Origin of the sequence: Streptomyces diacarni, assembly GCF_003323715.1 — a bacterium.
GTDB lineage: Bacteria > Actinomycetota > Actinomycetes > Streptomycetales > Streptomycetaceae > Streptomyces > Streptomyces diacarni.
Window position 1 is genome coordinate 69,684 of sequence record NZ_QOIN01000048.1, and the last position, 24,717, is coordinate 94,400.

General features: G+C 74.3%; 24 protein-coding genes. 17 read left to right on the forward strand and 7 right to left on the reverse strand.

Going from position 1 to position 24,717, the window contains the following annotated elements:
- Positions 1 to 102: 102 nt before the first annotated feature.
- From DTL70_RS22155 to DTL70_RS22175, 5 genes are all read left to right on the forward strand, one after another.
- Positions 103 to 2,628, forward strand: coding sequence for a hypothetical protein (locus DTL70_RS22155; protein WP_114023751.1), 2,526 nt, complete (start codon positions 103 to 105; stop codon positions 2,626 to 2,628).
- Between the two features lie 183 nt (positions 2,629 to 2,811).
- A complete protein-coding gene (locus DTL70_RS22160) occupies positions 2,812 to 3,810 on the forward strand; it encodes an ABC transporter ATP-binding protein (RefSeq protein WP_114023752.1) in 999 nt (332 codons plus the stop codon).
- Positions 3,807 to 4,544, forward strand: coding sequence for an ABC transporter permease (locus tag DTL70_RS22165; RefSeq protein WP_114023753.1), 738 nt, complete (start codon positions 3,807 to 3,809; stop codon positions 4,542 to 4,544). The genes DTL70_RS22160 and DTL70_RS22165 overlap by 4 nt, the downstream gene beginning before the upstream one ends.
- 74 nt (positions 4,545 to 4,618) lie before the next feature.
- A complete protein-coding gene (locus DTL70_RS22170; protein ID WP_114023754.1) occupies positions 4,619 to 5,842 on the forward strand; it encodes a sensor histidine kinase in 1,224 nt (407 codons plus the stop codon).
- Positions 5,842 to 6,453 carry a response regulator transcription factor gene (locus DTL70_RS22175; RefSeq protein WP_114023755.1) on the forward strand — a complete coding sequence of 204 codons (612 nt, stop codon included), beginning with the start codon at positions 5,842 to 5,844 and terminating at the stop codon, positions 6,451 to 6,453. Before DTL70_RS22170 ends, DTL70_RS22175 begins: the two co-directional genes overlap by 1 nt.
- Before the next feature lie 73 nt (positions 6,454 to 6,526).
- On the opposite strand, the gene DTL70_RS22180 is transcribed toward DTL70_RS22175, so the two are convergent.
- Positions 6,527 to 7,429: a transglutaminase-like and tetratricopeptide repeat-containing protein gene (locus DTL70_RS22180; protein WP_114023756.1), complete on the reverse strand. Its 903-nt coding sequence runs from the start codon at positions 7,427 to 7,429 to the stop codon at positions 6,527 to 6,529.
- Position 7,430: 1 nt separating this feature from the next.
- On the reverse strand, positions 7,431 to 8,438 hold the full coding sequence (locus tag DTL70_RS22185; RefSeq protein WP_114023757.1) for a GNAT family N-acetyltransferase: 1,008 nt from the start codon (positions 8,436 to 8,438) through the stop codon (positions 7,431 to 7,433).
- A gap of 151 nt (positions 8,439 to 8,589) precedes the next feature.
- Here DTL70_RS22185 and fdxA point away from each other — a divergent pair, with 151 nt between their 5' ends.
- Positions 8,590 to 8,916: a ferredoxin gene (gene fdxA, locus DTL70_RS22190; RefSeq protein ID WP_016469573.1), complete on the forward strand. Its 327-nt coding sequence runs from the start codon at positions 8,590 to 8,592 to the stop codon at positions 8,914 to 8,916.
- A 182-nt stretch (positions 8,917 to 9,098) separates the two neighbouring features.
- Complete coding sequence (dapC, locus tag DTL70_RS22195; protein ID WP_114023758.1) at positions 9,099 to 10,196, forward strand: succinyldiaminopimelate transaminase; 1,098 nt, start codon at positions 9,099 to 9,101, stop codon at positions 10,194 to 10,196.
- Between the two features lie 240 nt (positions 10,197 to 10,436).
- Here the strand turns inward: dapC and DTL70_RS22200 are convergent, their stop codons facing one another.
- On the reverse strand, positions 10,437 to 10,844 hold the full coding sequence (locus DTL70_RS22200; protein WP_114023759.1) for an ATP-binding protein: 408 nt from the start codon (positions 10,842 to 10,844) through the stop codon (positions 10,437 to 10,439).
- Between the two features lie 308 nt (positions 10,845 to 11,152).
- Positions 11,153 to 12,028 (reverse strand): VldE C-terminal domain-containing protein, encoded by an 876-nt coding sequence (locus tag DTL70_RS22205; protein ID WP_425470405.1) that lies wholly within the window; start codon positions 12,026 to 12,028, stop codon positions 11,153 to 11,155.
- Positions 12,029 to 12,252: 224 nt separating this feature from the next.
- Between DTL70_RS22205 and dapE the strand changes: the two genes are divergently transcribed.
- Together dapE and DTL70_RS22215 are read left to right on the forward strand one after the other, a co-directional pair.
- Positions 12,253 to 13,332 (forward strand): succinyl-diaminopimelate desuccinylase, encoded by a 1,080-nt coding sequence (dapE, locus tag DTL70_RS22210; protein WP_114023760.1) that lies wholly within the window; start codon positions 12,253 to 12,255, stop codon positions 13,330 to 13,332.
- Between the two features lie 150 nt (positions 13,333 to 13,482).
- A complete protein-coding gene (locus tag DTL70_RS22215) occupies positions 13,483 to 14,229 on the forward strand; it encodes an LOG family protein (RefSeq protein WP_114023761.1) in 747 nt (248 codons plus the stop codon).
- Positions 14,230 to 14,280: 51 nt separating this feature from the next.
- Here the strand turns inward: DTL70_RS22215 and folP are convergent, their stop codons facing one another.
- Positions 14,281 to 15,174 (reverse strand): dihydropteroate synthase, encoded by an 894-nt coding sequence (gene folP / locus DTL70_RS22220; RefSeq protein ID WP_114023762.1) that lies wholly within the window; start codon positions 15,172 to 15,174, stop codon positions 14,281 to 14,283.
- A gap of 147 nt (positions 15,175 to 15,321) precedes the next feature.
- On the opposite strand from folP, the gene DTL70_RS22225 reads away from it, so the two are divergent.
- Both DTL70_RS22225 and DTL70_RS22230 read left to right on the forward strand, forming a co-directional pair.
- Complete coding sequence (locus DTL70_RS22225) at positions 15,322 to 15,738, forward strand: DivIVA domain-containing protein (protein ID WP_114023763.1); 417 nt, start codon at positions 15,322 to 15,324, stop codon at positions 15,736 to 15,738.
- Entirely contained in the window at positions 15,735 to 16,412 is a 678-nt protein-coding gene (locus DTL70_RS22230) for a DNA-3-methyladenine glycosylase I (RefSeq protein ID WP_245979544.1), read from the forward strand. The genes DTL70_RS22225 and DTL70_RS22230 overlap by 4 nt, the downstream gene beginning before the upstream one ends.
- A 141-nt stretch (positions 16,413 to 16,553) precedes the next feature.
- Here the strand turns inward: DTL70_RS22230 and DTL70_RS22235 are convergent, their stop codons facing one another.
- On the reverse strand, positions 16,554 to 17,342 hold the full coding sequence (locus tag DTL70_RS22235; RefSeq protein WP_114023764.1) for an enoyl-CoA hydratase/isomerase family protein: 789 nt from the start codon (positions 17,340 to 17,342) through the stop codon (positions 16,554 to 16,556).
- A gap of 308 nt (positions 17,343 to 17,650) precedes the next feature.
- On the opposite strand from DTL70_RS22235, the gene DTL70_RS22240 reads away from it, so the two are divergent.
- Positions 17,651 to 17,818 (forward strand): DUF3117 domain-containing protein, encoded by a 168-nt coding sequence (locus DTL70_RS22240; protein WP_016469583.1) that lies wholly within the window; start codon positions 17,651 to 17,653, stop codon positions 17,816 to 17,818.
- 155 nt (positions 17,819 to 17,973) lie between these two features.
- Here DTL70_RS22240 and DTL70_RS22245 read toward each other — a convergent pair whose 3' ends face one another.
- A complete protein-coding gene (locus tag DTL70_RS22245) occupies positions 17,974 to 18,669 on the reverse strand; it encodes an O-methyltransferase (RefSeq protein WP_114023765.1) in 696 nt (231 codons plus the stop codon).
- A gap of 127 nt (positions 18,670 to 18,796) precedes the next feature.
- On the opposite strand from DTL70_RS22245, the gene sigE reads away from it, so the two are divergent.
- From sigE to DTL70_RS22270, 5 genes are all read left to right on the forward strand, one after another.
- Positions 18,797 to 19,570: an RNA polymerase sigma factor SigE gene (sigE, locus tag DTL70_RS22250; protein ID WP_181861035.1), complete on the forward strand. Its 774-nt coding sequence runs from the start codon at positions 18,797 to 18,799 to the stop codon at positions 19,568 to 19,570.
- Positions 19,567 to 20,700 carry an anti-sigma factor family protein gene (locus DTL70_RS22255; protein WP_114023767.1) on the forward strand — a complete coding sequence of 378 codons (1,134 nt, stop codon included), beginning with the start codon at positions 19,567 to 19,569 and terminating at the stop codon, positions 20,698 to 20,700. The genes sigE and DTL70_RS22255 overlap by 4 nt, the downstream gene beginning before the upstream one ends.
- 935 nt (positions 20,701 to 21,635) lie before the next feature.
- Entirely contained in the window at positions 21,636 to 23,078 is a 1,443-nt protein-coding gene (locus DTL70_RS22260) for a S1C family serine protease (protein ID WP_342776506.1), read from the forward strand.
- Positions 23,079 to 23,218: 140 nt separating this feature from the next.
- Entirely contained in the window at positions 23,219 to 23,776 is a 558-nt protein-coding gene (locus tag DTL70_RS22265) for a sec-independent translocase (RefSeq protein ID WP_114023769.1), read from the forward strand.
- 204 nt (positions 23,777 to 23,980) lie between these two features.
- A complete protein-coding gene (locus tag DTL70_RS22270; protein ID WP_114023770.1) occupies positions 23,981 to 24,637 on the forward strand; it encodes a hypothetical protein in 657 nt (218 codons plus the stop codon).
- The last annotated feature ends 80 nt before the right edge of the window (positions 24,638 to 24,717 follow it).

Here is a 24,717-nt window from a genome sequence, read left to right on the forward strand (position 1 = left end):
GGTCGCGGGGTCCCTGCCCCGTGCCCCCAGTACAGTGGTGCGCGCCGGCGAGCCGCCTTCGGGCCAACGGGAAGACGGCGAATCCATCCGGGAGTACCTGCTTTGAGTCGTGAAACTGACAGTTCGTCCTCCGGGCCCAAGCGGCGCGGCGGTTCGTCGTACCCCTCGGGGACGGAGCCGTACGGCACCTCGGGCTCCGGCGCGGACCAGGAGGGCCGGGGAACCGATCCGGCAGCCGGGTCGAAGCCGGACGAGCCGAAGACCGAGACGACGCTCACCACTCGTATCCGCATCAACATCCCCGGGTCGCGGCCCATCCCACCCGTGGTGATGCGCACCCCGGTCGGCGACGAGAACGAGGGCGGCAAGCCCGGCGGCGCCGACAAGGGCAGCACCAAGGGCGGCGCGTCAGCGCCCGACCTGGGCGCGGGCAAGCGCGCGACGGGCGGCGGACCGCCCCCTCCCGGGCCGGCGGGACCGCCACCGTCCGGGCCCGCCGCGCCGGGTGGCGCGGCCGCCGCCTCGGGCGGGCCGGGTGCGTCCGGCCCGGAGAGAGGAGCCGCGGGCGCCGAGGGCCGTCCCCCGACTGGTGCGAACCCCGGTTCCCCGCAGGGCGGCGGGCCCGCCGAGCCCGAGGGGAGCTTCACCCAGCAGACCAGCGACTGGTTCTCCCCGCGCAAGTCCCCGCGCAGCGCGTCGTCCGCGCCGCCCGCCTCGCCCGGGCCCGCCTCCGGCGGTCCCGCGCCCGAGACGACCGGCACGCACCGGCTGCCCGGCCCGGCGGACACGCCCCCCGAGGGGGTGCCGCAGGTGGGCTCCGGCGCACCCGCTGGGCCGACGACCGGCCCGGTCACCGGCGACATGACAGGCCCCGGTCCTTCCGGCACGGGCGCGGGACCGCTCGCCGCGCCGGACACGGACCCCGGCCTGGGAACCGGCCCGGCATACGGAGCGGGCCAGACCCCAGGGCCCGGCCAGACCCCAGGGCCCAGCCAGACGCCAGGGCCCGGCCAGGACTTCGGCGCGGACGGGTTCTTCGGCGCCGGCAGCGGACCCGCGGCCGGGCGCCCCCCGGGTGCGAACGGGCCCTTCGGGCCCGGCCAGGGCGGCGCCCCGGAGCGCGGCGCCTCCGGGCTGGACGCCTACGGTCAGGGGGCGCAGCCGGACGGCGCCTCGAAGCCGGACCCGTTCGGTGAGCGGGGCCCGGGTACGACCGCGGGGCACGGGCACGGGCACGAGGACACCGGCACCCACCGCGCCCCCTCCGGGCCGGGCGCCGACTCCGGTCCGGGAGCCCCCGGTTCCGGCCCCTCGGGCACACCACCGTCCGGTATCCCGGCCGTTCCCGGCGCCGGCGCGCCCCCGACCCCCGGCGGTCCGGGCAGCCCCGGCGCTCCCGCCGGCGAGTCGCCGGTCAGTTCGACGCTCGGTCTGGGCACGGGCCCGGGCACGTTCGCCCCGGGTGGCGCGGACGAGATTGCCCCCGGCGCCGCGGCAGGTCCCGACGGTGAGCGGCGTTCGAGCGACACCATGGTCAGCGGCGTCCCGCAGGCCGGACCCGACGGCGGCCCGGCGGCCCCGGGCCAGGGGGCGCCGTCCCCGTCGCCCGCGCCCACCGGTGGCGCGGCGGCCCCGCAGGCGAACAAGGCCGCGAAACCGGCGCGCAAGGGCGGCCGTTCGAAGCTGGTCCTCGCGGGGGTCGCGGTCGTCGGCGTGCTCGGCGTCGCCTACGGCACGGGGCTGCTGCTGGACCACGCGGACGTGCCCAAGGGCACGACGGTCCTCGGGGTGGAGATCGGCGGCCTGAGCAAGCACGAGGCCGTCAACAAGCTGGACTCCGCGCTCGGTGAGCGGACGAGGAAACCGTTCACGATCAAGACGAGCGGCGGCAGCCAGAAGCTCAAGCCGAGCGTGGCGGGCGTGACGCTGGACAACGAGGCGACCGTGCGCGCCGCCGCGGGCCGCGACTACAACCCGGTCTCCGTCATCGGCTCCCTGTTCGGCCAGTCCCGCGAGGCGGAGCCGGCCGTGAAGGTGGACGACGCGAAGGTGCGGTCGGCGCTGGGGCCCCTCGTGAAGAAGGCCGAGGCGGCGTCGCCCTCCGAGGGAATGGTCAAGTTCACCGGCGGCAAGGCCGTCGAGGTCAAGGGCTCCGCGCACAAGGTCGTCGACATCGCCAAGGCGCCCGACGCGCTTGAGCAGGCGTTCGAGGAGCGGGCCGTGTCCGGCAAGAACGAGCCGGTGGAGCTGCCGGGTTCCGTGCACAAGCCCAAGGTGACCCAGGCCGACCTGGACAAGGCGGTCAAGGGGTTCGGGCGGACCGCGATGTCCGGCTGGGTCTGGCTGGAGGCGGGCGATGTGAAGGTGCCCTTCAGCCAGGAGACGCTCGGTACCTTCCTGACGATGCGCCCCGGTGGCAGCGGAACGCTCCAGCCGGTCATCGACACCGACAAGCTGGCGGCGACCTACGGGTCGGCCTTCGACAACGTGGTGATAAAGGCAGGCGCCGGCACGGTCAAGATGACGCCGAAGCACGCGGCCGCCGCCATGGTGAAGGCCCTGAGCGAGAAGGCGCCGCCCGAGCCCGGGCAGCGGGTGGCCAAGGTGCCGGGCTCCGTCTCCCAGTGAGGCCGTGGCCCCAGGCCGCGCCGCCCTTGAGGCGGCGAGCATGCCAAGGCGCCCCGCCGTGCCGGCGGGGCGCCTTGGCGTGTGCCGGGGCCCCGTGTCACCCCGCCGGGTGTGACATCTGTCAGCCGAAGGACGCGACCGTCGGCACTGCCGCCCGCCCCTGACGGCCGCGAGGCTGGGAACATGACATCGACGCAGGCCACCACACCCGCCGTGGAGTTCTCCGCAGCCGGCAAGACCTACGGGAGCGTCCGCGCCCTCGACGGGCTGACCGTCAGCCTCCAGGCCGGGCAGACCGTCGCTCTCCTCGGCCCGAACGGGGCGGGCAAGTCCACCACCCTCGACCTGCTCCTCGGACTGCGCAACCCCGACCAGGGCGGCCGGGTACGGCTGTTCGGCACCACGCCGCGGCAGGCGGTCACCGACGGACGGGTGGGCGCGATGCTCCAGTCCGGCGGGCTGATGGACGGCGTACGCGTACGCGAACTCGTCGCGCTCGCCTGCGGCCTGCACCCGCGCGGCCACCCCACCGAACAGGTGCTCGCCGACGCCGGACTGACCGGCATCGCCGAGCGGATGGTCGGCAAGCTGTCCGGCGGCCAGGAGCAGCGGGTGCGGTTCGCGCTCGCGACCGCGGGGGACAGCGACCTCCTCGTCCTCGACGAGCCCACCACCGGCATGGACGTCACGGCACGGCGCTCCTTCTGGTCCGCGATGCGCGCCCAGGCGGCGCAGGGCCGCACCGTGCTGTTCGCCACCCACTACCTCGAGGAGGCCGACGAGGTCGCCGACCGGGTGCTGGTGCTGCACCGGGGGCGGCTGCTCGCCGACGGCAGCGCTGCCGAGATCAAGGCCATGGCGGGCGTGCGCAGGGTCGGCTTCACCCTGGACGCGGTGCCCGACGGCGTCCTGGAGGCGCAGCTGCGAGCCCTGCCGGGGGTCACCGAACTGGAGCTGTCCGGTGCCGTGGTGAGGCTGCGTTCGGCCGACGCGGACGCCACCGTGCACGCCGTCTACGCGCTCGGTCTCTACCCCCGCGACCTGGAGGTCACCGCCCTCGGCCTCGAGCAGGCGTTCGTGGCCCTCACCGCCCGCGCCGACGCGCCCCACCCCCCGGGGGCGGAGCCCGCACCCGCGACCACCACCCCCTCCTCCCCGCACCGGAAGGCGGCCGCCAAGTGAAGACCCTCATCCGGATGGAGATCACGCGCGCGCTGCGCAACAAGAAGTTCATGTTCTTCTCGGTGATCTACCCGCCCGCCCTCTACGTGCTGATCGCCGGCAGCAACTCGAACGCCAGGATGCCCGGACTCGACATCGACCTGAGCCTCTACTACATGGTCGCGATGGCCGCCTTCGGGGCGATGACCGCCGTCCTGATGGGCAACAGCGAACGCATCGCCAGGGAGAGGGAGGCCGGGTGGGTGCGGCAGTTGCGGCTGACGGCGCTGCCGGGCCGCGGCTACGTGGCGGCGAAGATCGCCTCGGCCGCCACGGTCAGTCTGCCGTCCATCCTCCTGGTCCTGCTCACCGGAGCCGCCGCGATGGGCGTACGGCTCGACGCCTGGCAGTGGGTGGCCGTCGGCCTGAGCTCCTGGGCGGGCAGCTTCGTCTTCGCCGCGCTGGGCGTGGCCATCGGCTACCTGGCGACGGGGGACGCCGTACGGCCGCTGACCATGCTCTTCTACTTCGGGCTCGCGTTCCTCGGCGGGCTGTGGCTGCCCAGCTCCAGCCTCCCCGGCTGGGTGCAGGACATCGGCGCGTGGGTGCCCACGCACGCCTACACGGCGCTCGGCCAGGCGGTCGAGGCGGGCCACGCACCCCACCTGGGGGACGTCGGGCTGCTGGCCGGCTATCTCGTACTCTTCGCCTCAGCGGCGGCCTGGCTCTACCGCAGGGACACCCGCAAGGCGTGAGCCGCACCCGCACGCGACCGGCCGGCCGCGCGTGCGCCGCCCGTAGCCCCCGCTCTCGAAGGAGGAACCGCGTCATGGCCCGGAGAGCCGAAGGGGCCCACGCCGTGAGCGGCGCCGCCGCGGGGGAGGAGGGCGGCGCGGCGCCCGAGGAGGGCGGGCGCCGGTTCGCGGCCGTCGCTGAGCCGCCGGCCACCAGGCGCCAGCAGCTCCGCAAGGCCCTCATGATCCTGGTGTGGATGGTCTTCCTCAGCGGGCCGCTGACGGACCTGTGCTCGGGCCGGCTCGGGACGGCCGCCACCGTGTGGGGGAGCGCGGCGCTCGCCGTGTTCGTCGCCGCCTACGCGGGCCTCGTCTTCCGCCACACCAGCTCCCCGCTGCCCAGCCGGACCGTGCACGCCCTCGTGGCGCTCCTGTTCGCGCTCGCCTGCGCGCTGTCCCTGACCGTCGGCCAGGGCTGGCTGGTCCTCTTCGTCTACGTCGCGGTCGCCTCCGGCGCGGCGCTGCCGGTCGCGCGGGCCGCCGGGAGTGTGGGCGCGTGCGTGCTGGCGATGGCGGTGATCGGCACCGACTTCGGGGCGCGGCCGTGGTGGGGGCCGTGGACCTCGTTCGTGCTCCCCGCCGTACTGGGCGGCATCGCTCTGATGTCCGCGCGCAAGACGGTGCGCACGATGCGCGAGCTGCGCCGGGCCCGGGCCGCCGTCGCGGAACTGGCGGCCAGCGAGGAGCGGCTGCGGCTCGCCCGTGACCTGCACGACCTGCTGGGGCACTCGCTGTCCCTCGTCACCCTCAAGAGCGAGCTCGCGGGGCGGATGCTGCCCGCGCACCCCGAGCGCGCCGCCGAACAGGTCGCCGATATCGAACGGGTCAGCAGGCAGGCGCTCGTCGACGTACGCGAGGCGGTCAGCGGCTACCGGCGCCCCACCCTCGCCGTCGAACTCGCCGGCGCCCGCACCGCGCTCGAGACGGCGGGCATCACCGCCGATCTGCCCCACGGCGCACCGTCCGTCCCGCTGGCCTCCGAGAGCGAGGGGGCGCTGGCGTGGATGCTGCGCGAGGCCGTCACCAACGTCGTACGGCACAGCGGCGCCAGGCGCTGCACGGTCGCGTTCGGCACCGCCGAGGCGGCCACGCTGCACCTCACCGTCAGCGACGACGGCAAGGGGCCCTCCGGCGCCGGGGCGGGCAACGGGCTGAACGGACTGCGTGAGCGGCTGGCACTCGTCGACGGGTCCCTGACGACCTCGGCGGGGCCCGGCGGGGGCTTCACGCTGCGGGCCACGGTGCCCTCGCTACCCTGATGCGCGTGATCAGACTGCTGCTCGCCGAGGACCAGGTCATGGTCCGCGAGGCACTCGCGGCGCTGCTCGGCCTGGAGCCGGACATCGAGATCGCCGCCCAGGTCGGGCGCGGCGACGAGGTGCCGGACGCGGTCGCCGAGCACCGCCCCGATGTCGCCCTCCTCGACATCGAGATGCCCGGCCTCAGCGGCCTGGACGCGCTGGAGGGGCTGCGCTTCGACCACCCTGACCTGAAGGTCGTCATCCTCACCACGTTCGGCAGGCCGGGATACCTGCGCAGGGCCATGGAGGCGGGCGCTGACGCCTTCCTGGTCAAGGACGCCCCCGCCGCCCAACTCGCCGACGCGGTACGGCGGGTGCTGGCGGGGGAGCGCGTCATCGACCCCGGGCTGGCCGCCGCGGCGCTCGCACAGGGCGCCAGCCCGTTGACCGAACGGGAGTGCGACGTACTCGGCGCGGCACGCGAGGGCGCGGGCAACGCCGAGATCGCGGCCGCGCTGCACCTCTCGCACGGCACCGTCCGCAACTACCTGTCCACGGCCATCCACAAGACCGGCGCGCGCAACCGCACGGAGGCCGCCCGTATCGCCCGCGACCGGGGCTGGCTGTAGCGGCGCGCCGGGCAGGCCGGCGCGCCCGGCCGTGCGGGGACGTCGCCCGCCGGCGTACGCCCCCATGGGCACGTCAGTTCAGCCGGGCCCGCGCGCCGCGGGCCGCGCGGCGGATGTTCTCCGCCGCGTTCGGCTCCATCGCCGCGATGACGTCGGCGTAACTCTCCATCTCCCGGGCACCCCGCGCGAACTCCCCCCGCTCCACCAGCAGCTGCGCCCGCTCGAAGCGGAGTCTGCCCGGATGGTGCGGCAGCAGCAGGGACAGCTCGACCGCCCACAGCCGCACCCCTGTCTGCTCGGGGCGGCGGGCGGCCCACGCACGGATGTTGTTCAAAACCCGCAGCACCGTCTCCAGCGCCCCCGCGGGCTGGAAGGAGGCGGCCGACAGCGGCGCCCCGCCCGTGGCCCCGGCGACCATCACGGACAGCTCCGATTCACCCAGCTGCGCCCCGCCCGCGAACGGGTCGGCCAGCACGTGGTGCCCGCGCGGGTCCCCGAACCCGACGACGAAGTGCCCCGGCAGCGCCACCCCGTACACCGGGGCACCCGCACGCCGCGCCACCTCCGTCCAGACCACCGACAGCAGGATCGGCAGCCCGCGCCGCCGCCGCAGCACCTCGGGCAGCAGCGAGGAGGCCAGCCGCTGGTAGTCGGGGGCGGCACCGCGGAACCCGAGCTCCTCGCCCAGCAGCCGGCGCAGGGCGCTCGCCCACGCCGCGGGGGTGCGGCCGCGCTCGTACGGCAGCAGCCCGGCCAGCCGGTCGAGCTCCGCCTGCCCCTGGTCCACGACCCGCTCGACGGCGGACGCGTCCTGCGCGGCACCCTTTCCGCGCAGCGCCGCCTCGGCACCGACCAGCAGGCACAGCGTCGCCAGGTCGGGCCCTTCCTCCCGCGCCGCCTCGGCGAACCGCTGCCTGACCACGTCGGGCACGCCCTCACCCGCGCCCGAACCCCGGGCTCCGTCTCCGGCCGCCATGTCAGTCCCGCGGGGCGCGCAGGTAGTGGTACGCGTGGTGGTCGGCGAAGCCCAGCGTGTCCCAGAGCGCGCGGGCGGGCGCGTTGTCCCGCTCCACCTGGAGGTAGGCGGCCGAGGCGCCCTCGGCCAGCGCGGCCCGCGCCAACTCGGCCATGACCGCCCGCGCCAGCCCCTGGCGGCGGTGCGCCGAGGCGACCTCGACGCCCGCGAACCCCGCCCAGCGGCCGTCCACCACGCACCGCCCGATCGCGGCCGGTGTGCCGCTCGGCTCCCGGTCGTCCGGCACCGTCGCGAACCACACGGACGGGCCGCCCTCCAGCACCTCGCGCGCCGCTCGCGTCAGCCCGCCGTCGTCCGCGCGGTGGTAGAGCGAGACCCACCGCTCGTCCGCTTCGCGATGCAGCAGCACCCGGGCGTCGGGCTCCCGGTCGGCGAGCGGCGCGAGCGCGCCCACCCGGACGAGCGCGTGCCGCTCGGCCGTCCAGCCGCGCTCGCGCAACTCCCGCTCCAGCAGCGCGTGCTCCTCGGCCGCCACCTGGATCCGGGCCGGCAGCCCCCGCTCGGCATACCAGGCGGCGACCTCGGCCAGCGCGTCGTCCAGCGGCAGCCCGGGATCGCCGGACGGCAGTACCGAGTTCGCCCGCGTGGTGAATCCGCCGGCGGCACGGAGCGTCCAGCCGCCGAGCCGCCGCGACTCGGCCGGTGGCCAGCCGCGGGCCGCCACGGCGACCACCTCCGCCACGTCGGCCGCGGGTATCCCCCGGCGGCGCGCGGGCGTGCGGGGTACCACCTTTCCGGCGACCATGGACGCTTCCCGAATCTCCACGTTCTTACCATCGCGCCGCGTGATACCGAGCACGCCGCCCTTCCACGATGTGAGAATGCCGAGGGTGTCCGTGAACCGCCCGCGGCGCTCGCCGGCGCCCGTCAACGACCGCACCGACACACGTTCTCCCACGTCGGAAGGGGTGATGCGGACCTCCAAGCGTCCGCCAGTGGTGAATTCCACAGCTCTATCCGCCCCTCCTGTTCGTCTTGTGTCCGGGAACGGAGATACTAGGTGTGGGCATCGCCGCCGTCCGAAGCGAAACAGCGCTCCCGCGCGCCCACGGCGGAGCCGGTGCACCGGCCCGCCAGCCCTAACGAGGAGGAACGACAGCGTGACGTACGTCATCGCGGAGCCTTGCGTCGACCTGAAGGACAAGGCCTGCATCGAGGAGTGCCCCGTCGACTGCATCTACGAGGGCCAGCGGTCCTTGTACATCCATCCGGACGAGTGCGTCGACTGCGGTGCCTGCGAGCCTGTCTGCCCGGTCGAGGCCATCTTCTACGAGGATGACACTCCCGAGGAGTGGAAGGACTACTACAAGGCGAACGTCGAGTTCTTCGACGACCTCGGCTCGCCCGGCGGCGCCAGCAAGCTCGGCCTGATCGAGAAGGACCACCCGCTCATCGCCGCGCTCCCGCCGCAGGAACACGACGAGTGAGCCACGTCGCCTGAACGACGAGCGAGCCGCTCCACGGCGGCTCCTCGACCCCCGGTCCCGTACGTCGGTCCCACGCGTCCGCTCGTACGGGACCGCGGCGTTGCTGCGGCTGTTGCCCCAGGCGGCTGCCCTCCCCTGGTGGCTGTCTCCCCAGGCGGCCGTCTCCCCAGAAAGTGAGCCCCATGCCCTCCGTCTCCGACCGCCTCCCCACCTTCCCCTGGGACCGGCTAGAGCCGTACAAGACCACCGCCGCCCAGCACCCCGACGGCATCGTCGACCTGTCCGTCGGCACCCCCGTCGACCCGGTGCCGCCGCTGATCCGGCAAGCGCTCACCGAAGCCGCCGACACCCCCGGCTACCCCACCGTGTGGGGTACGAGCCAGCTGCGGGACGCGCTCACCGGATGGTGCGAGCGCCGCCTGGGGGCGCGCGGAATGACGGAACGCAACGTCCTGCCCGTCGTCGGCTCCAAGGAACTCGTGGCCTGGCTGCCCACCCAGCTCGGCCTCGGCCCCGGCGACCGGGTCGCCTTCCCCCGGCTCGCCTACCCCACCTACGAGGTCGGGGCACGGCTCGCCCGCGCCGAGTACGTCGCCTACGATGACCCGCTGGAACTCGACCCCGCCGGGCTCAAGCTGCTGTGGCTCAACTCCCCGTCCAACCCGACGGGCCAGGTGCTGCCCGCCGAGAAGCTCCGCGCCGCCGTCGCCTGGGCCCGCGAGAGGGGCATCCTCGTCCTCAGCGACGAGTGCTACCTGGAGCTCGGCTGGGAGGCGGAACCCGTCTCCGTCCTCCACCCCGACGTGTGCGGCGGCAGCCACGAGGGCATCGTGGCCGTCCACTCCCTCTCCAAGCGCTCCAACCTCGCCGGATACCGCGCCGCGTTCATCGCGGGCGACGCCGCCGTCCTCGGCGAACTGCTCCAGATCCGCAAGCACGGCGGGATGATGACGCCCGCACCCGTGCAGGCGGCGACCGTCGCCGCCCTCGGCGACGACACCCACGTCGCCGCGCAGCGCGACCGCTACCGTGCGCGCCGCACCGCGCTGCGCGGGGCGCTCGAAGCCGCCGGATTCCGCATCGAGCACAGCGAGGCGTCGCTGTACCTGTGGGCCACGCGCGAGGAGTCCTGCTGGGACACGGTGGGCAGCCTCGCCGACCAGGGCATCCTCGTCGCCCCCGGCGACTTCTACGGGCCCGCGGGCGAGAGCCACGTCCGCGTCGCCCTCACGGCGACGGACGAGCGCGTGAACGCGGCGGTCAGCCGACTGAAGGGCTGAGCCGGCCACCGGTCCCGCCGCGTGAGCACGCGCGAGCGCCGAGCACGCGCGCGTGCTCGGCACACGAAAGGGCCGCCCGACCATGGAGGTTCGGGCGGCCCTTGCCGATTGCCGAGCGTGCGGGCGCGGGATCGTGGAGCGCGGGCCCGGAGCCCTGCGGGATTCCGGGGCCCGAAAACCCGCGCGTCCGAGCGGTGAGCAGCCGGCGTGGCGAGGGCCGCGTCCGCACGTCCCCGCGGATCAACCGATGGGGAGGCCCCCCAGGTTGCCGGTGGAGGGCAGGCCCTTGCCCGTGGCCGAGGACGCGGTGTCGCCGAGCAGGTCACCGGCCTCGCCCGCGGTGTTCCCCGCGAGGGACTGCGCGGCGGGCGCGACGGTCTTGCCCGTGCTGCCGACGGCCTTCCCCGCGGCCGGGACGGCCTTCTCGACGGCGCTGCCGCCGGCCTCGCCGGCCAGCTCGGTGGTGTCACGGGCCGTCTTGTCCAGCGTGTTGCCGACGCCCTCGCCGTCCAGGTTGCTGAGGCCGCCGACAGGGGCGGCCGGCAGCTCCACGGCGCTCGCGGCACCGGCAGCACCGACGACGGTGGCAGCGCCGGCTGCCGTCAGCAGCGCGGTGCGGGCGATCCGGCGCGTGAGGGGGAGGGACATGGTGCTCCTTTGACGGAGAGGGGTTCTTGGCGTGTCAGCCGGGGTCGCCCGGTCAGACGCTGTGCCTATCGGCCGGAGCGCCACGGAGGTTGCGGGAAGCGAGGGTAAAGGCTTGGCAAACCAGGTTTGCCGCGTGAGCCCTCAAACTGGGCATTTACCGCCGGCGGTTGACCTGTACCGGAGAAGACGAAACGGCCCGCAGCCAGCGGCGTTCGCCCGATCGGTTTCACCCCTCGCGGTGACCGTCACCCGAGCGACCGCACGCCCGCGCGGTGGACCGGCTTCCCTCCCACGGGTGAGCGTGGGTACTAGTGACCGGCGGCCAGCAGCAGCCGCACAGGGCCCCGCGAGGAGCCGCCCTTGGCGTCGCCCTCCCCCGTGGAGCGCCAGCCCTCCCTGGAACGGTCGGCGCTCCACTCGCGTCCCCCGAACGAGATCCGCGTGATGTGCAGCCCCTCGGCGTTGGCGACCGCCCAGTGCGCCAGCTCCCAGCCCTGGCGCCGCCCCTCGGCCGGAACCGACACCGCCGGCTGGGCCTCGGCGTGCCCGGCCGGACGCACGCCGTGCGCGCTGCCCCCGCCCGCGGCGGACGTACCGACGCTGCCGGTGCCGTCGGCGAGCACGTCACGCCCGAACTCCCTGGTCAGCCGCTCCCGCACCTGTGCGGGGTCGCCGCTTGCGCCCTTCTTGCGGGCTCCCGCCGTGCAGCTGAGCGTGGCGGCCTCCCGGCCGGTGAGCGCGGCCGTGAGCAAGGCCGCGTTCGTCTCGTGCTTGGCGTACGCCTGCGGGTAGCCGCTGCGCTGCACCCGCTGGGCCGCCACGGTCAGCGGCAGCCGCGCATACCCGGGAATGTCGACCAGGTGGTCGTAGAACTTCCCCACCGCGTAGACCGGATCGCTGATCTGCGGGACCGTGCCCCAGCCCTGCGAGGGGCGCTGCTGGAAGAGGCCGACCGAATCCCGGTCCCCGTGGGTGATGTTGCGCAGCTGGGACTCCTGCATGGCGGTGGCCAGGGCTATCGTCACGGCCCTCGCCGGCAGGCCCCGTCGGGAGGCCACCGCGGCGATCGTCGCCGCGTTGGCGGCCTGCACCGGCTTGAGCCGGTAGGACGGCGCGTCCTGTGAGCCGCCGGCACCGGCGCCGGCGGCACGGGCCGTGCACACCGCGGCGTCGTCGCCCGTCATCCCCCGCACCGCCACGTAGGCGACCACGGTGAGCAACACGGCGCAGGCCACACAGATCCGCGGCAGCACGCCGCGGCCCGTCGCACGGCTGGTGCGTGCGGGCGCGCGCCAGGAGGGGGCAGGACCGAAGAGGGGCACGCGCACCAAGGTAGCGGCTGGAACAGACAGGACGTTTCGCCCGGGGCTCACCGCGCGGCGCGGCGCGCCCACCGTAGGGTGGCCCCATGAGCGACAGCGCACTCGACCTCCAGCAGGACGCCGCCCGGCTCACCGCGCGGCTCGTGGACTTCCCCTCCGAGAGCGGAACCGAGAAAGCGCTGGCGGACGCCGTCGAGGAGGCGTTGCACGCGCTGCCGCACCTGCGGGTGACACGGCACGGCAACAACGTCGTCGCCCGCACCGGCCTCGGCCGCGCCGAACGCGTCATCCTCGCCGGGCACATCGACACCGTCCCGATCGCCGACAACCTGCCCTCGCGGCTGGACGACGAGGGCATGCTGTGGGGCTGCGGCACCAGCGACATGAAGTCCGGCGTCGCCGTGCAGTTGCGCATCGCCGCGACCGTCCCCGAACCCAACCGCGACCTCACGTTCGTCTTCTACGACAACGAGGAGGTCGCCGCCCACCTCAACGGCCTCGGCCACATCGCCGACGCCCACCCCGACTGGCTGGCCGGCGACTTCGCCGTCCTGCTGGAGGGCTCGGAGGCCGAGGTCGAGGGCGGCTGCCAGGGCACCCTGAGGGTCCACCTGCGGACCCGCGGCGTCCGTGCGCACTCGGCACGCGGCTGGATGGGCGCCAACGCCATCCACGCGGCGGGCCCGGTCCTCCAGCGGCTGGCGGACTACGAGCCGCGACGGCCCCTGATCGACGGACTGGAGTACCACGAAGGCCTCAACGCCGTACGCGTGGAAGGCGGCGTGGCCGGCAACGTCATCCCGGACCTGTGCACCGTCACCGTCAACTACCGCTACGCGCCCGACCGCGACGAGCAGCAGGCGCTCGACCACGTGCGCGAGGTCTTCGCCGGATGCGGCGTGGAGGAGTTCGAGGTCGACGACAGCTCACCCGGCGCCCTGCCGGGCCTCTCCCACCCGGCCGCCCGCGCCTTTCTCGACGCCGTCGGCGGCCGCCCGCGGCCCAAGTACGGCTGGACCGACGTGTCCCGTTTCAGCGCGCTGGGCGTGCCCGCCGTCAACTACGGTCCCGGCGACCCGAAACTCGCCCACAAGAGGGACGAACGGGTGGACACCGCGCTCATCACCCGATGCGAGGAGCGGCTGCGCCGCTGGCTCACCGACTGACGGCGCCGACGGGCCGGCTCCTCACCTCGCCGTCTTCTTCACCTCGCGGTCAGCCGGCCGTCGTCTCGCGGCCGCGCGATTTCCCGACGGGCGTCCCCGCCGTCCGCCTACCCTGAACGGGAAAGATCGCAGACGGAAAGAGAGCCGTACATGACCGACAAGAGCGGCAGGGAGCCGAAGGAACAGCGCCTGGGCCCCGTCGTGCGCCGCCGCGAACAGGTGCAGCCGGGGACCACCGATCAGCGGCTGCTGGACACCGCGGGCCCCTCCGACTGGGTCCACCAGGATCCCTGGCGGGTGATGCGCATCCAGTCCGAGTTCGTGGAGGGCTTCGGCGCCCTGGCCGAACTCGGCCCCGCCATCAGCGTCTTCGGCTCAGCCCGCACCCCCAAGGACGCGCCCGAGTACGACAAGGGCATCCGGATCGGCAAGGCGCTGGCCGAGGCCGGGTTCGCGGTCATCACCGGCGGCGGCCCGGGAGCCATGGAGGCCGCCAACAAGGGCGCGCTGGAGGCGGGCGGCACCTCGGTGGGGCTGGGCATCGAGCTCCCCTTCGAGCAGGGCATGAACCCGTACGTCGACATCGGCATCAACTTCCGGTATTTCTTCGTCCGCAAGACGATGTTCGTCAAGTACGCCAGCGGTTTCGTCGTCCTGCCGGGCGGCCTGGGCACCCTGGACGAGCTGTTCGAGGCGCTGACCCTCGTGCAGACGCAGAAGGTCACCCGCTTCCCGATCGTGCTGTACGGCACCGAGTACTGGAAGGGCCTGGTCGACTGGGTCCGCGGCTCGGTCGTCTCCACCGGCAAGGCGTCCGAACGCGACCTGGAACTCTTCCACGTCACGGACGACATCGAGGAGGCCGTCACCCTGGTCACCAAGGAGGTCGGCGGCTGAGGGCCGCCCCCGCCGGGCCGACGGGGAGCCGGCCCCCGCACGCGCGGGTGGTCAGGCCAGGCCCCGGCGGGCCACCGCCGGAGGGCGGTGGCCCGCGATGGAGGCCACCATCTCCAGGACCTGCCTGGTCTCGGCGACCTCGTGCACGCGGTAGACCCGTGCGCCCAGCCACGCGGAGACGGCGGTGGTGGCCAGCGTGCCGAGCAGCCGCTCCTTGACCGGGCGGTCCAGGGTCTCGCCCACGAAGTCCTTGTTGGACAGCGAGACCAGCACCGGCCAGCCCGTCTCCGTCATGCGGCCCAGCTCGCGGGTCGCCTGGAGCGAGTGGCGGGTGGACTTGCCGAAGTCGTGCCCCGCGTCGATGAGGATGCCGTCCTGCCGCACCCCGAGCCCGGCGGCGCGTTCGGCCAGGTGGAGCGTCACCCGCAGGATGTCGTCCACGACCCCGCTGGGGCCTTCGTCCCCGGCCTGTTCCGGCGGCGCGTACGCCGTGCGGTGCGGGCGGGTGCGCGGCTCGGCGCCGCCCGCGTGGGTGCACACCAGGCCGGTGCCGTACCGTGCCGCGACCTCGGCCAGCCGCGGGTCCACCCCGCCCCACGCGTCGTTGAGCAGGTCGGCGCCCGCCTCGCAGACGGCCTCGCCCACCTCGTGCCGCCAGGTGTCGACGCTGATGACCACATCGGGCCAGCGCCGCCGTACCTCGGCGACGAAACCGACGGTGCGGCGCACCTCCTCCTCGGCCGTGACCTCGTCACCTGGACCGGCCTTCACGCCGCCTATGTCGATGATCGCGGCGCCCTCGGCGACGGCCTGTTCCACCCGGTCGAGTGCCGGCTCGTCGCGGAAGGTGGCGCCGCGGTCGTAGAAGGAATCCGGCGTGCGGTTCACGATCGCCATGATCACCGGCTCGTGCTCACCGAACTCACGCGTGCCCAGGCGCAGCATCACCCGTCCACTCCCTCTCCGCGGTGCCGTCCCGGCCCGCACCCGCGTGGCCTGCGCACCGATACCCGCCGCCGACCATAGCTGTCGGTGGGCCGTGGCACGATCGGGGTCTGCTCATCGTCAGGCGATCGCTCGGGGAGTCGTGCCGTGTTCGTGTTCCTGCTGATCTCGCTCGTCGTGGTCGTCGCCGCGGTCACGCTCGCCATCGTGGCCGGTGCCGAGCGGTCCGGGGCGTCCCCGCGCGGCGCGCCGGGCGGCCTGGCCGACGCCCCGCCGGATCTGCTGGACGAGCCGCTGCCGCCCGAGCGTCCCGCCACGCACGCGGACGTGGCGGGGCTGCGCCTCGCCGTGGGCGTGCGGGGCTACCGGATGGACCAGGTCGACGACGTTCTCGACCGCCTCGGCGCCGAGCTCGCGGAGCGGGATGCCCGCATCGCCGAGCTGGAGTCGGCGCTGGCCGGGGCCCAGGCCGTGGCGATGGGCCGGGGCGAGGGCCACCGCCTGACGAAGGAAGAGCCGCGGGACGGTCCCGCGGAGGGCGGCCAGGAGGCGGGGGAGCGATGAGCGCCGACCCGGACACCGGCACCGACGCGGGGACGGGAGCAGGTACCGGTACCGGCGGGGGCACCGGCGCAGCGGGCGGGGCCCTGGCGGGGCCCGACGGACGCCTGCGCTGCCCCTGGGGCAGCACGACGGAGGACTACGCGGTGTACCACGACACCGAGTGGGGCCGGCCGGTGCACGGCGACGACGCGCTGTACGAACGGCTGTGCCTGGAGGGCTTCCAGTCGGGCCTGTCCTGGCTGACGATCCTGCGGAAGCGGGAGGCGTTCCGCGCCGCGTTCGCGGGGTTCCACATCCAGGCCGTGGCGCGGTTCACCGAGGAGGACGAGCGGCGGCTGCTCGCCGACCCCGGCATCGTGCGCAACCGCGCCAAGATCCGCGCCGCCCTCGGCAACGCCCGGGTGGCGGCGGCGTGGGAGCCCGGCGAGCTGGATCGCCTGGTGTGGTCGTACGCCCCCGACCCGGCCGGGCGCCCGGTGCCGCGGACGACGGCCCAGGTGCCCGGGAGCACGCCCGAGTCGACGGCGCTCGCCAAGGAGCTGAAGAATCGCGGTTTCCGGTTCGTGGGCCCGACGACCGTCTACGCGCTGATGCAGGCGTGCGGGCTGGTCGACGACCATCTGGCGGACTGCTGGCGCCACGCGCCCGCGGTGAGCGGGGAGAGCGCACGCTGAACGCGTGAGGGGCTCACCGGCAGGCGGCTCGACGGACAGCTGCGGGCGACCACCCCGACGCCGGGTACACCGGGGCTCCGTACGCCCGGCGCCTCGCGCCTCCCGCGCCTCCGCGCCCGTCGGTACGGGCGCGGAGGCGGCTCAGCGTCCGGTGAAGCGGGGCTCCTCCTTCTTCACGAAGGCCTCGACGGCGATCCGGTGGTCGGCCGACCCCCCCACCCGCACCTGGAGTTCGGACTCCTTGGCGAGGGACTCGGCCAGCGAGTGGGACGACCCGTAGGCCAGGGACTCCTTGAGCGCCGCGTACGCGGCGGTCGGTCCCTGCGCGAGCCGGCGGGCGACGGCCTCGGCCTCGGCGGCGAGTTCGGCGGCGGGCACGACCCGGTTGGCCAGTCCCAGCTGGAGCGCCTCGTCGGCCTTGACGCTGCGCGGGAAGAGCAGCAGGTCGGCGGCGCGTGAGGGGCCGACCAGCCGCGGCAGGGTCCAGGAGACGCCCGAGTCGGCGGTCAGCGCTACCCCGGCGAAGGAGGTGTTGAACGCGGCGGTGTCCGCCATCACGCGGTGGTCGCAGGCGAAGGCGAAGCCGGCGCCCGCGCCCGCGGCGACGCCGTTGACGCCCGCCACCACGGGTTTGGGCATGCCGGCGAGCGCGAGGGTGATCGGGTTGTAGTGCTCCTCGACCGTGGTCAGGGCGCTTCCACCGCTGCGTTCCAGGGAGCGTGTGTGCTCCTTGAGGTCCTGGCCGACGCAGAAGGCCCGTCCGTTGCCGGTGAGCAGGACGGCCCGCACCTCGTCGTCGGCGGCGGCCCGCTGAAGGGTGTCGCGCAGGGCGTTCTTGGTCTCGTTGTCGAGGGCGTTCATCGCGTCGGGGCGGTTGAGGGTGACCGTCGCGAGGCCCTCGTTCACTTCGTAGCGCACGGTGTCGGACATGCGCTCAGCATGTCCCAGATCACCGGTGCCGGACAGGGGCCCCACCGGCGTGGGCGGGGCGGGGCGGATGTGACCTGCGTCAAACCGGTGGGCGTCGAGCGGAGAGCGGGAGCGGGGCAGTATCGCAGGCAGATCGCCGCATTGGGCGGTTTTGTGCGTGATCGAGCCGGAAGAGATGCGGACTGATGTTGGTCATCGGGTCCTGCGATGCGGGATAATGGTCGGGAAGCAATGTGTTCGATGCCGGTGAGGCTGCGCCTGTTCACGTGCCCACGGCGCGATCGGCTGGTTCAGGAAGGGGAACGAGCATGGCGGCCATGAAGCCGCGGACGGGTGACGGCCCGCTCGAGGTGACCAAAGAGGGGCGGGGCATCGTCATGCGCGTTCCGCTCGAAGGCGGTGGGCGACTCGTCGTCGAGCTGACACCGGACGAGGCGACGGCTCTCGGCGAGGAACTGAAGAAGGTCTGCGGCTGACGTCCGGCCGGTCAGGACCACCACAGAACGACCGCTGCCCCGGGATGTACGCGCGCACGCGTACGCCCCGGGGCGCTGTCGTCGTCCCGCGCGGTCGACGGTCGCGCGCCGCGCGGCACAAGGGCAGATCCAGCCCGTCCGGCACAAGCGGCCGGTCACTCACCGCGTTTGACCGCGCACAGCAAGCCGTCGCCGACCGGCAGCAGCGAGGGCACCAGAACGGTGCTCTCGTGCACCGTGCGCAACAGCTCTCGCAGCCGCAGGACTTCGGCGGGCGGGACGGCGGAGTCGCCGGTGCGGCCCTCCGTGAAGACCCCGGCGAAGCAGATCAGTCCGCCCTCGCGCAGCAGCCGCAACGATTCGGCGAGGTAGTCGAGGCACTCCGCGCGGTCTCCGTCGCAGAAGACGAGGTCGTATCCGCCGTCCGCGAGACGGGGCAGCACGTCCAGGGCGCGGCCGGGGATGAAGCGGACCCGGTTGCCGCCGTTGCCCACGAACCCCGCGGCCCGGAAGGCCTCGCGCGCGAACTGCTGGCGCTCCGGCTCGATGTCCACCGTGGTGAGCACCCCGTCGGGGCGCATCCCGTGCAGCAGGTGCAGGCCCGAGACGCCCGTACCGGTACCGATCTCGGCGACCGCCTTGGCTCCGGCTGTCGCAGCCAGCAGCCGCAGCGTCGCCCCGGTGGCAGGCGAGACCGAGCGCAGACCGACGTCCTGGGCCCTGGCGCGGGCCCAGCGCAGCGCTTCGCTCTCGGCGCTCTCGACCAGCTCGGCGCCGTACGCGTCGGCGAGCGCCCAGCTCGTCTGCCGGTTGCCGGTAATGGCCCTCTCCTGTCCCCGTCCTCCACGCAATCGTGACTGTATCCGTTGGCCCGGGAACCTGCTGATGGGACTGGGCGTTGAGGAGGGAGAGACCGGCATGCGGCGGTCGCCAAAGCCGGGCAAAGACGCTTATCCGGAGCTAACGGGAGATGTGGCTATGGTAGGGGCTCCAGTGGACACCACCAGAGCCGACAGGGGAGGTGCGGCTGCGAGCCGGGACCGCGGCGTCTTCGCCAGAATCCGCCGGTCCGCGGCGCAGCCGAAATCCGTGACCAACACTGCTGACCAGGCCCGCTCCGCCGATTCCGCGACCACGGCGACCTTCGAGACCGCCGCGGACGCCCAGGCGTGGACCCCTCCCTCCTGGGAGGAGATCGTCAGCACCCACAGCGCCCGCGTCTACCGGCTCGCCTACCGCCTGACGGGCAACCAGCACGACGCCGAGGACCTCACCCAGGAGGTCTTCGTCCGCGTCTTCCGCTCGCTGTCCACCTACACGCCGGGCACCTTCGAGGGCTGGCTGCACCGCATCACCACCAACCTGTTCCTGGACATGGTCAGGCGCAAGCAGCGCATCCGCTTCGACGCGCTCGCCGACGACGCCGCCGAGCGGCTGCCCAGCCGCGAGCCCACGCCGCAGCAGCACTTCAACGACACCCACTTCGACGCGGACGTCCAGCAGGCGCTGGACACCCTCGCTCCCGAGTTCCGCGCCGCCGTGGTCCTCTGCGACATCGAGGGCCTCTCCTACGAGGAGATCGCCGCCACCCTCGGCGTGAAGCTGGGCACGGTCCGCAGCCGTATCCACCGCGGCCGCTCCCACCTGCGCAAGGCGCTCAAGCACCGGTCGCCCGAGGCCAGGGCCGAGCAGCAGCGCGCGCTGAGCGCGGCGGTGCCGGCCGCCCGGGCCGGGGAGGTGAGTGCCGGGTGACTCCCGCGGAACACCACCTCGGGGACCGTCTCGCCGCCCTCGTCGACGGCGAGCTCGGCCATGACGCGCGCGAGCGGGTGCTCGCCCACCTGGCGACCTGCGAGGGCTGCAAGGCCGAGGCCGACGCCCAGCGCCGGTTGAAGAACGTCTTCTCGGCCGCCGCGCCGCCACCGCCCTCCGAAGGCTTCCTCGCCCGCCTCCAGGGGCTGCCCGCGTCCGATGTGCTGGGCCCGCAGGGGCCGGACGACTTCGGTCCAGGGCCCGGCGGCCCGGGCGCCTCCCCGGTCGAGCGCGGCGAGCTGGGGGCCCTCGCCGTCGCCGGGCTGTCCGGCGGTTCCGAGCGTTCGCCCTGGGCGTTCGAGTATCTGCCGGTCAGCGGAGCCGGCGGGCGCGGTCCCCTGACGCCGCAGCGGGGCTTCCGGATACACGAGACGCCCCGCGTGGACCGCCCGGAGCGACTCGGGACCACCGAGCGGGAGCGTGCCGAAAGAGAGCGCTCCGCCTCCCGGGGGCGCCGCTTCGCGTTCGCCGCGGCGGGGGCGTTCTCCCTCGCCGCCCTCGCCTTCGGCGGCACCCTCGCCTCGGGGGCCACGGGCGGCGGCACGGGCGCGGGGGGCGACAGCCCGTCGGCGAACTCGGTGCGCTCCACCGGCTCCACCGGCTCGGGCGGGGGCCTGCGCGACACCAGGCGCCGCGGGGGCGAGCCGCGCAGCGGCGCCCTGAGCGCCCGTACGGCCCCAGGCCCGACCTTCGCGCCCGCCACCGCACGTGGGGCCGCCGCTCCCAGCGCGCGGCTGACGGCGCCCGTGAGTCTCTTGCAGCGTTCCGCGTCCGCACAGCTCTCCCCGCTGTCCGCGCTCCACCCCCGCCGGCTGTCGCCCTCGATGGATCTGGCGGGATGGTCGAAGCAGGACAGCCCGGCGGAGGCCCTGCGGGCGCTGAGCGGGGAAGGGAAGTCCTCCTCGAAGGCGCCGGAGGGCAGCCCGCCCGCTCGCGGTGCGGGGCAGGCCCAGCGCGCCGCCGGGCAGGACGATCCGACGGTGCTGCGTTCCCTCCCCGGCCGCGCGCCGCTGGCCACGGGCGCTGACCCGGCTCCTGCCACAGCCGCGGGCACCCCGGCGGGACGCTGAACCTGGCGCCGCACCTGCTGCTTGTCCGGCCCTCACCTTCGGTGGGGGCCGGATGCAGCGTTCCGGGCGCCCGGCGTCCCGGCTCGGCCAGGGTCGCCCCGTCCGGTGGTCCGGGTCGCGCCGTGTTGACGCCCGCTGTGCCGGACAGGGCGCACCTGGTTGAATCCTCCTGACCCCCTCGTGCCCTGCGACGCGCCCCGCTACGGACGCACCTTCCGGTGCGTGCTGTCCTGGCGGGCGGCGGCGTCCGAGCCGGGAGGCTGGGCGAAGCGGGGGAGAGGGAGCAGTGCGGGCGACCAGTTGGAGAGAGCATGGATGAGCCGAAGGCCACCAGGCAGCCGCCGACGTGGTGGAGCCGCTCGCGCCGGCCCGACGGCGGGCAGCAGGCGACCGGGCCCGGCACGTCGAGCCCCGCGGCGCCGTCGCCCTCCCCCGCCGCGCCGCCCCCGGCTGAGCCGACGCCTTCCGCCGAGCCGTCCCGCGCCGGCGAGTCGTCGCCTTCCGCCGGGCCGTCCCGCGCCGGCGAGTCGTCGCCTTCCGCCGGGCCGTCCCGCGCCGGCGAGTCGTCGCCTTCCGCCGGGCCGTCCCGCGCCGGCGAGTCGTCGCCTTCCGCCGAGCCGTCCCGCGCGGACGAGTCGTCGCCCTCCGGCGAGCCGTCCCGCGAACGCACCGGGTCCGTGGGGGAGGCACCGTCCGCACCCGACTCGACGCAGAGGGGCACGGCGGCCACCTTGCCCGGCCCGGACTCGGGTTTGGACTCGGGCCCGGCGGAGCTTCCGGCGGCGCGGTCGAAGCCGGAGCTCCCCGCGGCTCGCCCGCAACCGCTGCACGGCGTGGACCCGTACGCGACACCGCCGTATGGAGGGCCGGGCCCGTGGGCTCCCGCACCGCCGGTCCAGCGCCCTGCCGCCACCACGCCCCCGCAAGGCGTCCCCGTGCCGCCTGCCGGCACCACGCCACCCCACGGTGTCCACGTACCGCACGTCACCACGACACCCCCGCAGGGCGTGCCCGTGCCGCCGCCCGCCACGACCCCGCCCCACGGCGTCCACGTGCCGCCTACCGGCACCACCCCACCGCACGGCGTGCGCTTCCCGTCCCCCGCCACGACACCGCCCCATGGTGTGCCGACGGGCGGTGGTGGTCTCGCGGAGTCCGCGCCGCAGCCGACAGGGGCGGGAGCGGGGACGGGAACGGCGACAACGGGCGTGATGCCGCTGCCGTCGCAGCCGGCCGGTACGCCGCCGCGGCGCGCTCCCCGCCGCCGTTCCCGGCTGGCGGTGGGCGCTCTCGTGCTGGCGCTGGTCGCGGGTGGGGCAGGGGGCCTGATCGGCGCGTACGTCGAGCGCAACGGCGGTGTGGGCGATGTGGAGCTGCCGCAGACGGCGGCGGGGGCGGGCGGTGTGGGCGGCGAGCGGCCCGAGGGCAGCATCGCCGGCATCGCGCGGCAGACGCTGCCCGGCGTCGTCACGCTGCACGCGCGCGGCGGCGGGGCGGAGGCGACGGGCACGGGGTTCGTGCTGGACCGGCGGGGTCACATTCTCACCAACGACCATGTGGTCGCCTCGGCGCACGGGGGCGACGCGGTGCGGGTCACCTTCAACAGCGGACAGACCGCCACGGGTCGGGTCGTGGGCAGTGACGGCGGTTACGACCTGGCGGTCGTCAAGGTGTCCGGCGTGTCGGGGCTCAGCCCGCTGCCGCTGGGGAATTCGGACGCGGTCCGGGTGGGCGACCCGGTGGTCGCCGTCGGGGCGCCGTACGACCTGGACGGGACGGTCACGACCGGCATCATCAGCGCCAAGGAGCGCGCGATCACGGCCGGGGGTGAGGATCCGGGCGATGAGATGAGCTATGTGAACGCGCTCCAGACGGACGCCCCGATGAATCCGGGCAACTCCGGGGGGCCGCTCGTGGATCGCCGGGGCCGGGTGATCGGGGTGAACAGCGCGATCAAGGGCGCGGGCGGTGATGCCGCGCTGCCCGAGGGGGAGGGCGGCAGGAGTGTCGGGCTCGGTTTCGCGATCCCCGTCAACCAGGTCCGCCGGGTCGCCGAGGAGCTGATCAACGAGGGCCGGGCCACGCATCCGGTCATCGGCGTCACTCTCGACATGGAGTACGGCGGCGAGGGTGCGCGGATCGGGGGCCCTGGCGGGCGCGGCCCCGCGGTCGTGAGCGGCGGTCCGGCGGATGCGGCGGGGCTGCGGGAGGGCGATGTGATCACCGAGGTGGGCGGCAAGGCCGTGGCCGGCGGTGAGGAGCTGATCGTACGGGTGCGCAGCCATCGTCCTGGCGACAAGCTGGAGCTGAAGGTGCGGCCCGGAGGCGCGGGAGGGGAACGGACCGTGACCGTCACGCTCGGTTCGGCGACGGGGTGAGGTCGTCGGGGGCCGGGACGGGGTCGTCCGGACGGCACGCGGTCAAGTCGGTTGCGAGGGCGGGGTCCCGTGTTCGGGTCGCGGGCGGGTACCGTGACTGATGGCCGTGAGAGCCATGGACGGAGTGAGGGAGCTGCGCGGTGTTCTTCGACATAGGACCACTGGAGCTGGTCACGCTCATCGTGCTCGCCGTGCTGGTGTTCGGCCCGGAGAAGCTCCCGAAGGTGATCCAGGATGTCGCCGCCTTCATCCGCAAGGTGCGGCAGTTCTCCGACAGCGCGAAGGAGGACATCAGGGAGGAGCTCGGTCCCGAGTTCAAGGACTTCGAGTTCGAGGACCTGAATCCGAAGACGTTCGCGCGCAAGCATCTGCTGGAGAACGAGGACCTGGGCCTCAAGGAGATCAGCAACAGCTTCGACTTCCGCAAGGATCTGGACGACGTCACCGACGCGGTCAACGGCAGCGACCGTGCGGCCGACGGAGCCGGGTCGAACGGTTCGAGCGCGGGGAAGAAGGGTCCGAGCGTGGGGAAGAACGGTTCCGGCGCGATCGACATGGTCAAGAAGGGTGCCTCCTCGCCCACGCGCGGTACCCCTGACCTGGCCAAGCATGGCTCCGACGGGGTGAACGGCCGGCCGGTGGGGGGCGACGGCCCTCGCCGGGGTGATCCGCCCCCGTTCGACGCGGACGCCACGTGACACGCGGCAGGCAACGATCGCGTCACCGTTGCTCTTTCGGCACTGGGACATCTGCGGCGTTTGCCGTCCATCTCGCCACCCGCACCGCGTCCTGATCCCCTGGGCATGCCCGACACGACGGACCAGTGTGGCTATCCTCCCAGTGTCGGGGGTCGCCGGGCTCGGCTGCCCATTGGCACAGGGCAATGAGGAGGCGTCGCGCAGATGGAGACGACGAGTCGGCTGGCCGGGGAATCCGAGCCCGCCGCGCAGGGTGTGCCCGGCGCGCGGCGGGCGGTGGACGACTACCTGATGGCCGCCTTTCCGTGGTACGGCCTGGACGAAGCCTTCACGGGGCCGCGCTGGCTGATGCGGGTCGGCACCGCGGCCGACGGCACGGTGGAGCACGGCTCCACCGGCCACGGCGAGGAGCCCTCTCTGCACGCGGACAACTCGCCGCAGGAGCAGAGCTTCACGGTCGTCGTCACCCTCGCCAGCCGCCCGGTGCGGCGCAGCGGTGACGGTACGGGCACGCTGGAGGCCACCTCCGTCTCCACCGCCGCCTGGCTGGCCGGCTCGGGGCTGCTCTCGTGCAGCTACCCCATGGAGATGGACCGCAGCCTGCGCCAGGACTGGCTCGACCAGCAGACCGGTGTCGCCTGGGAGCTCGCCGACGATCTGGAGGGTGCGGGGTGGAACACCCTCTCCCTGCCGGTCGACGGGGTGCCGACCGACTTCCACTACCGCGAGTCCGAGTACGGGTGGGTGCTGGCCGGCTCGGCCCAGGAGGGCGTCCACCTGGGCGCCTACGGCCGCGGCATGAGCGCCTACGGACTCGGCTTCCGCGTCGTGAAGGACATCACCGGCTACGAGCCGCGCTGACCCCGCCCCCCGTATGCCGCGGGCCCCGCACGGAACCGTCCGTGCGGGGCCCGTGACATGGGGCCGGGGGCCTCCCGGAC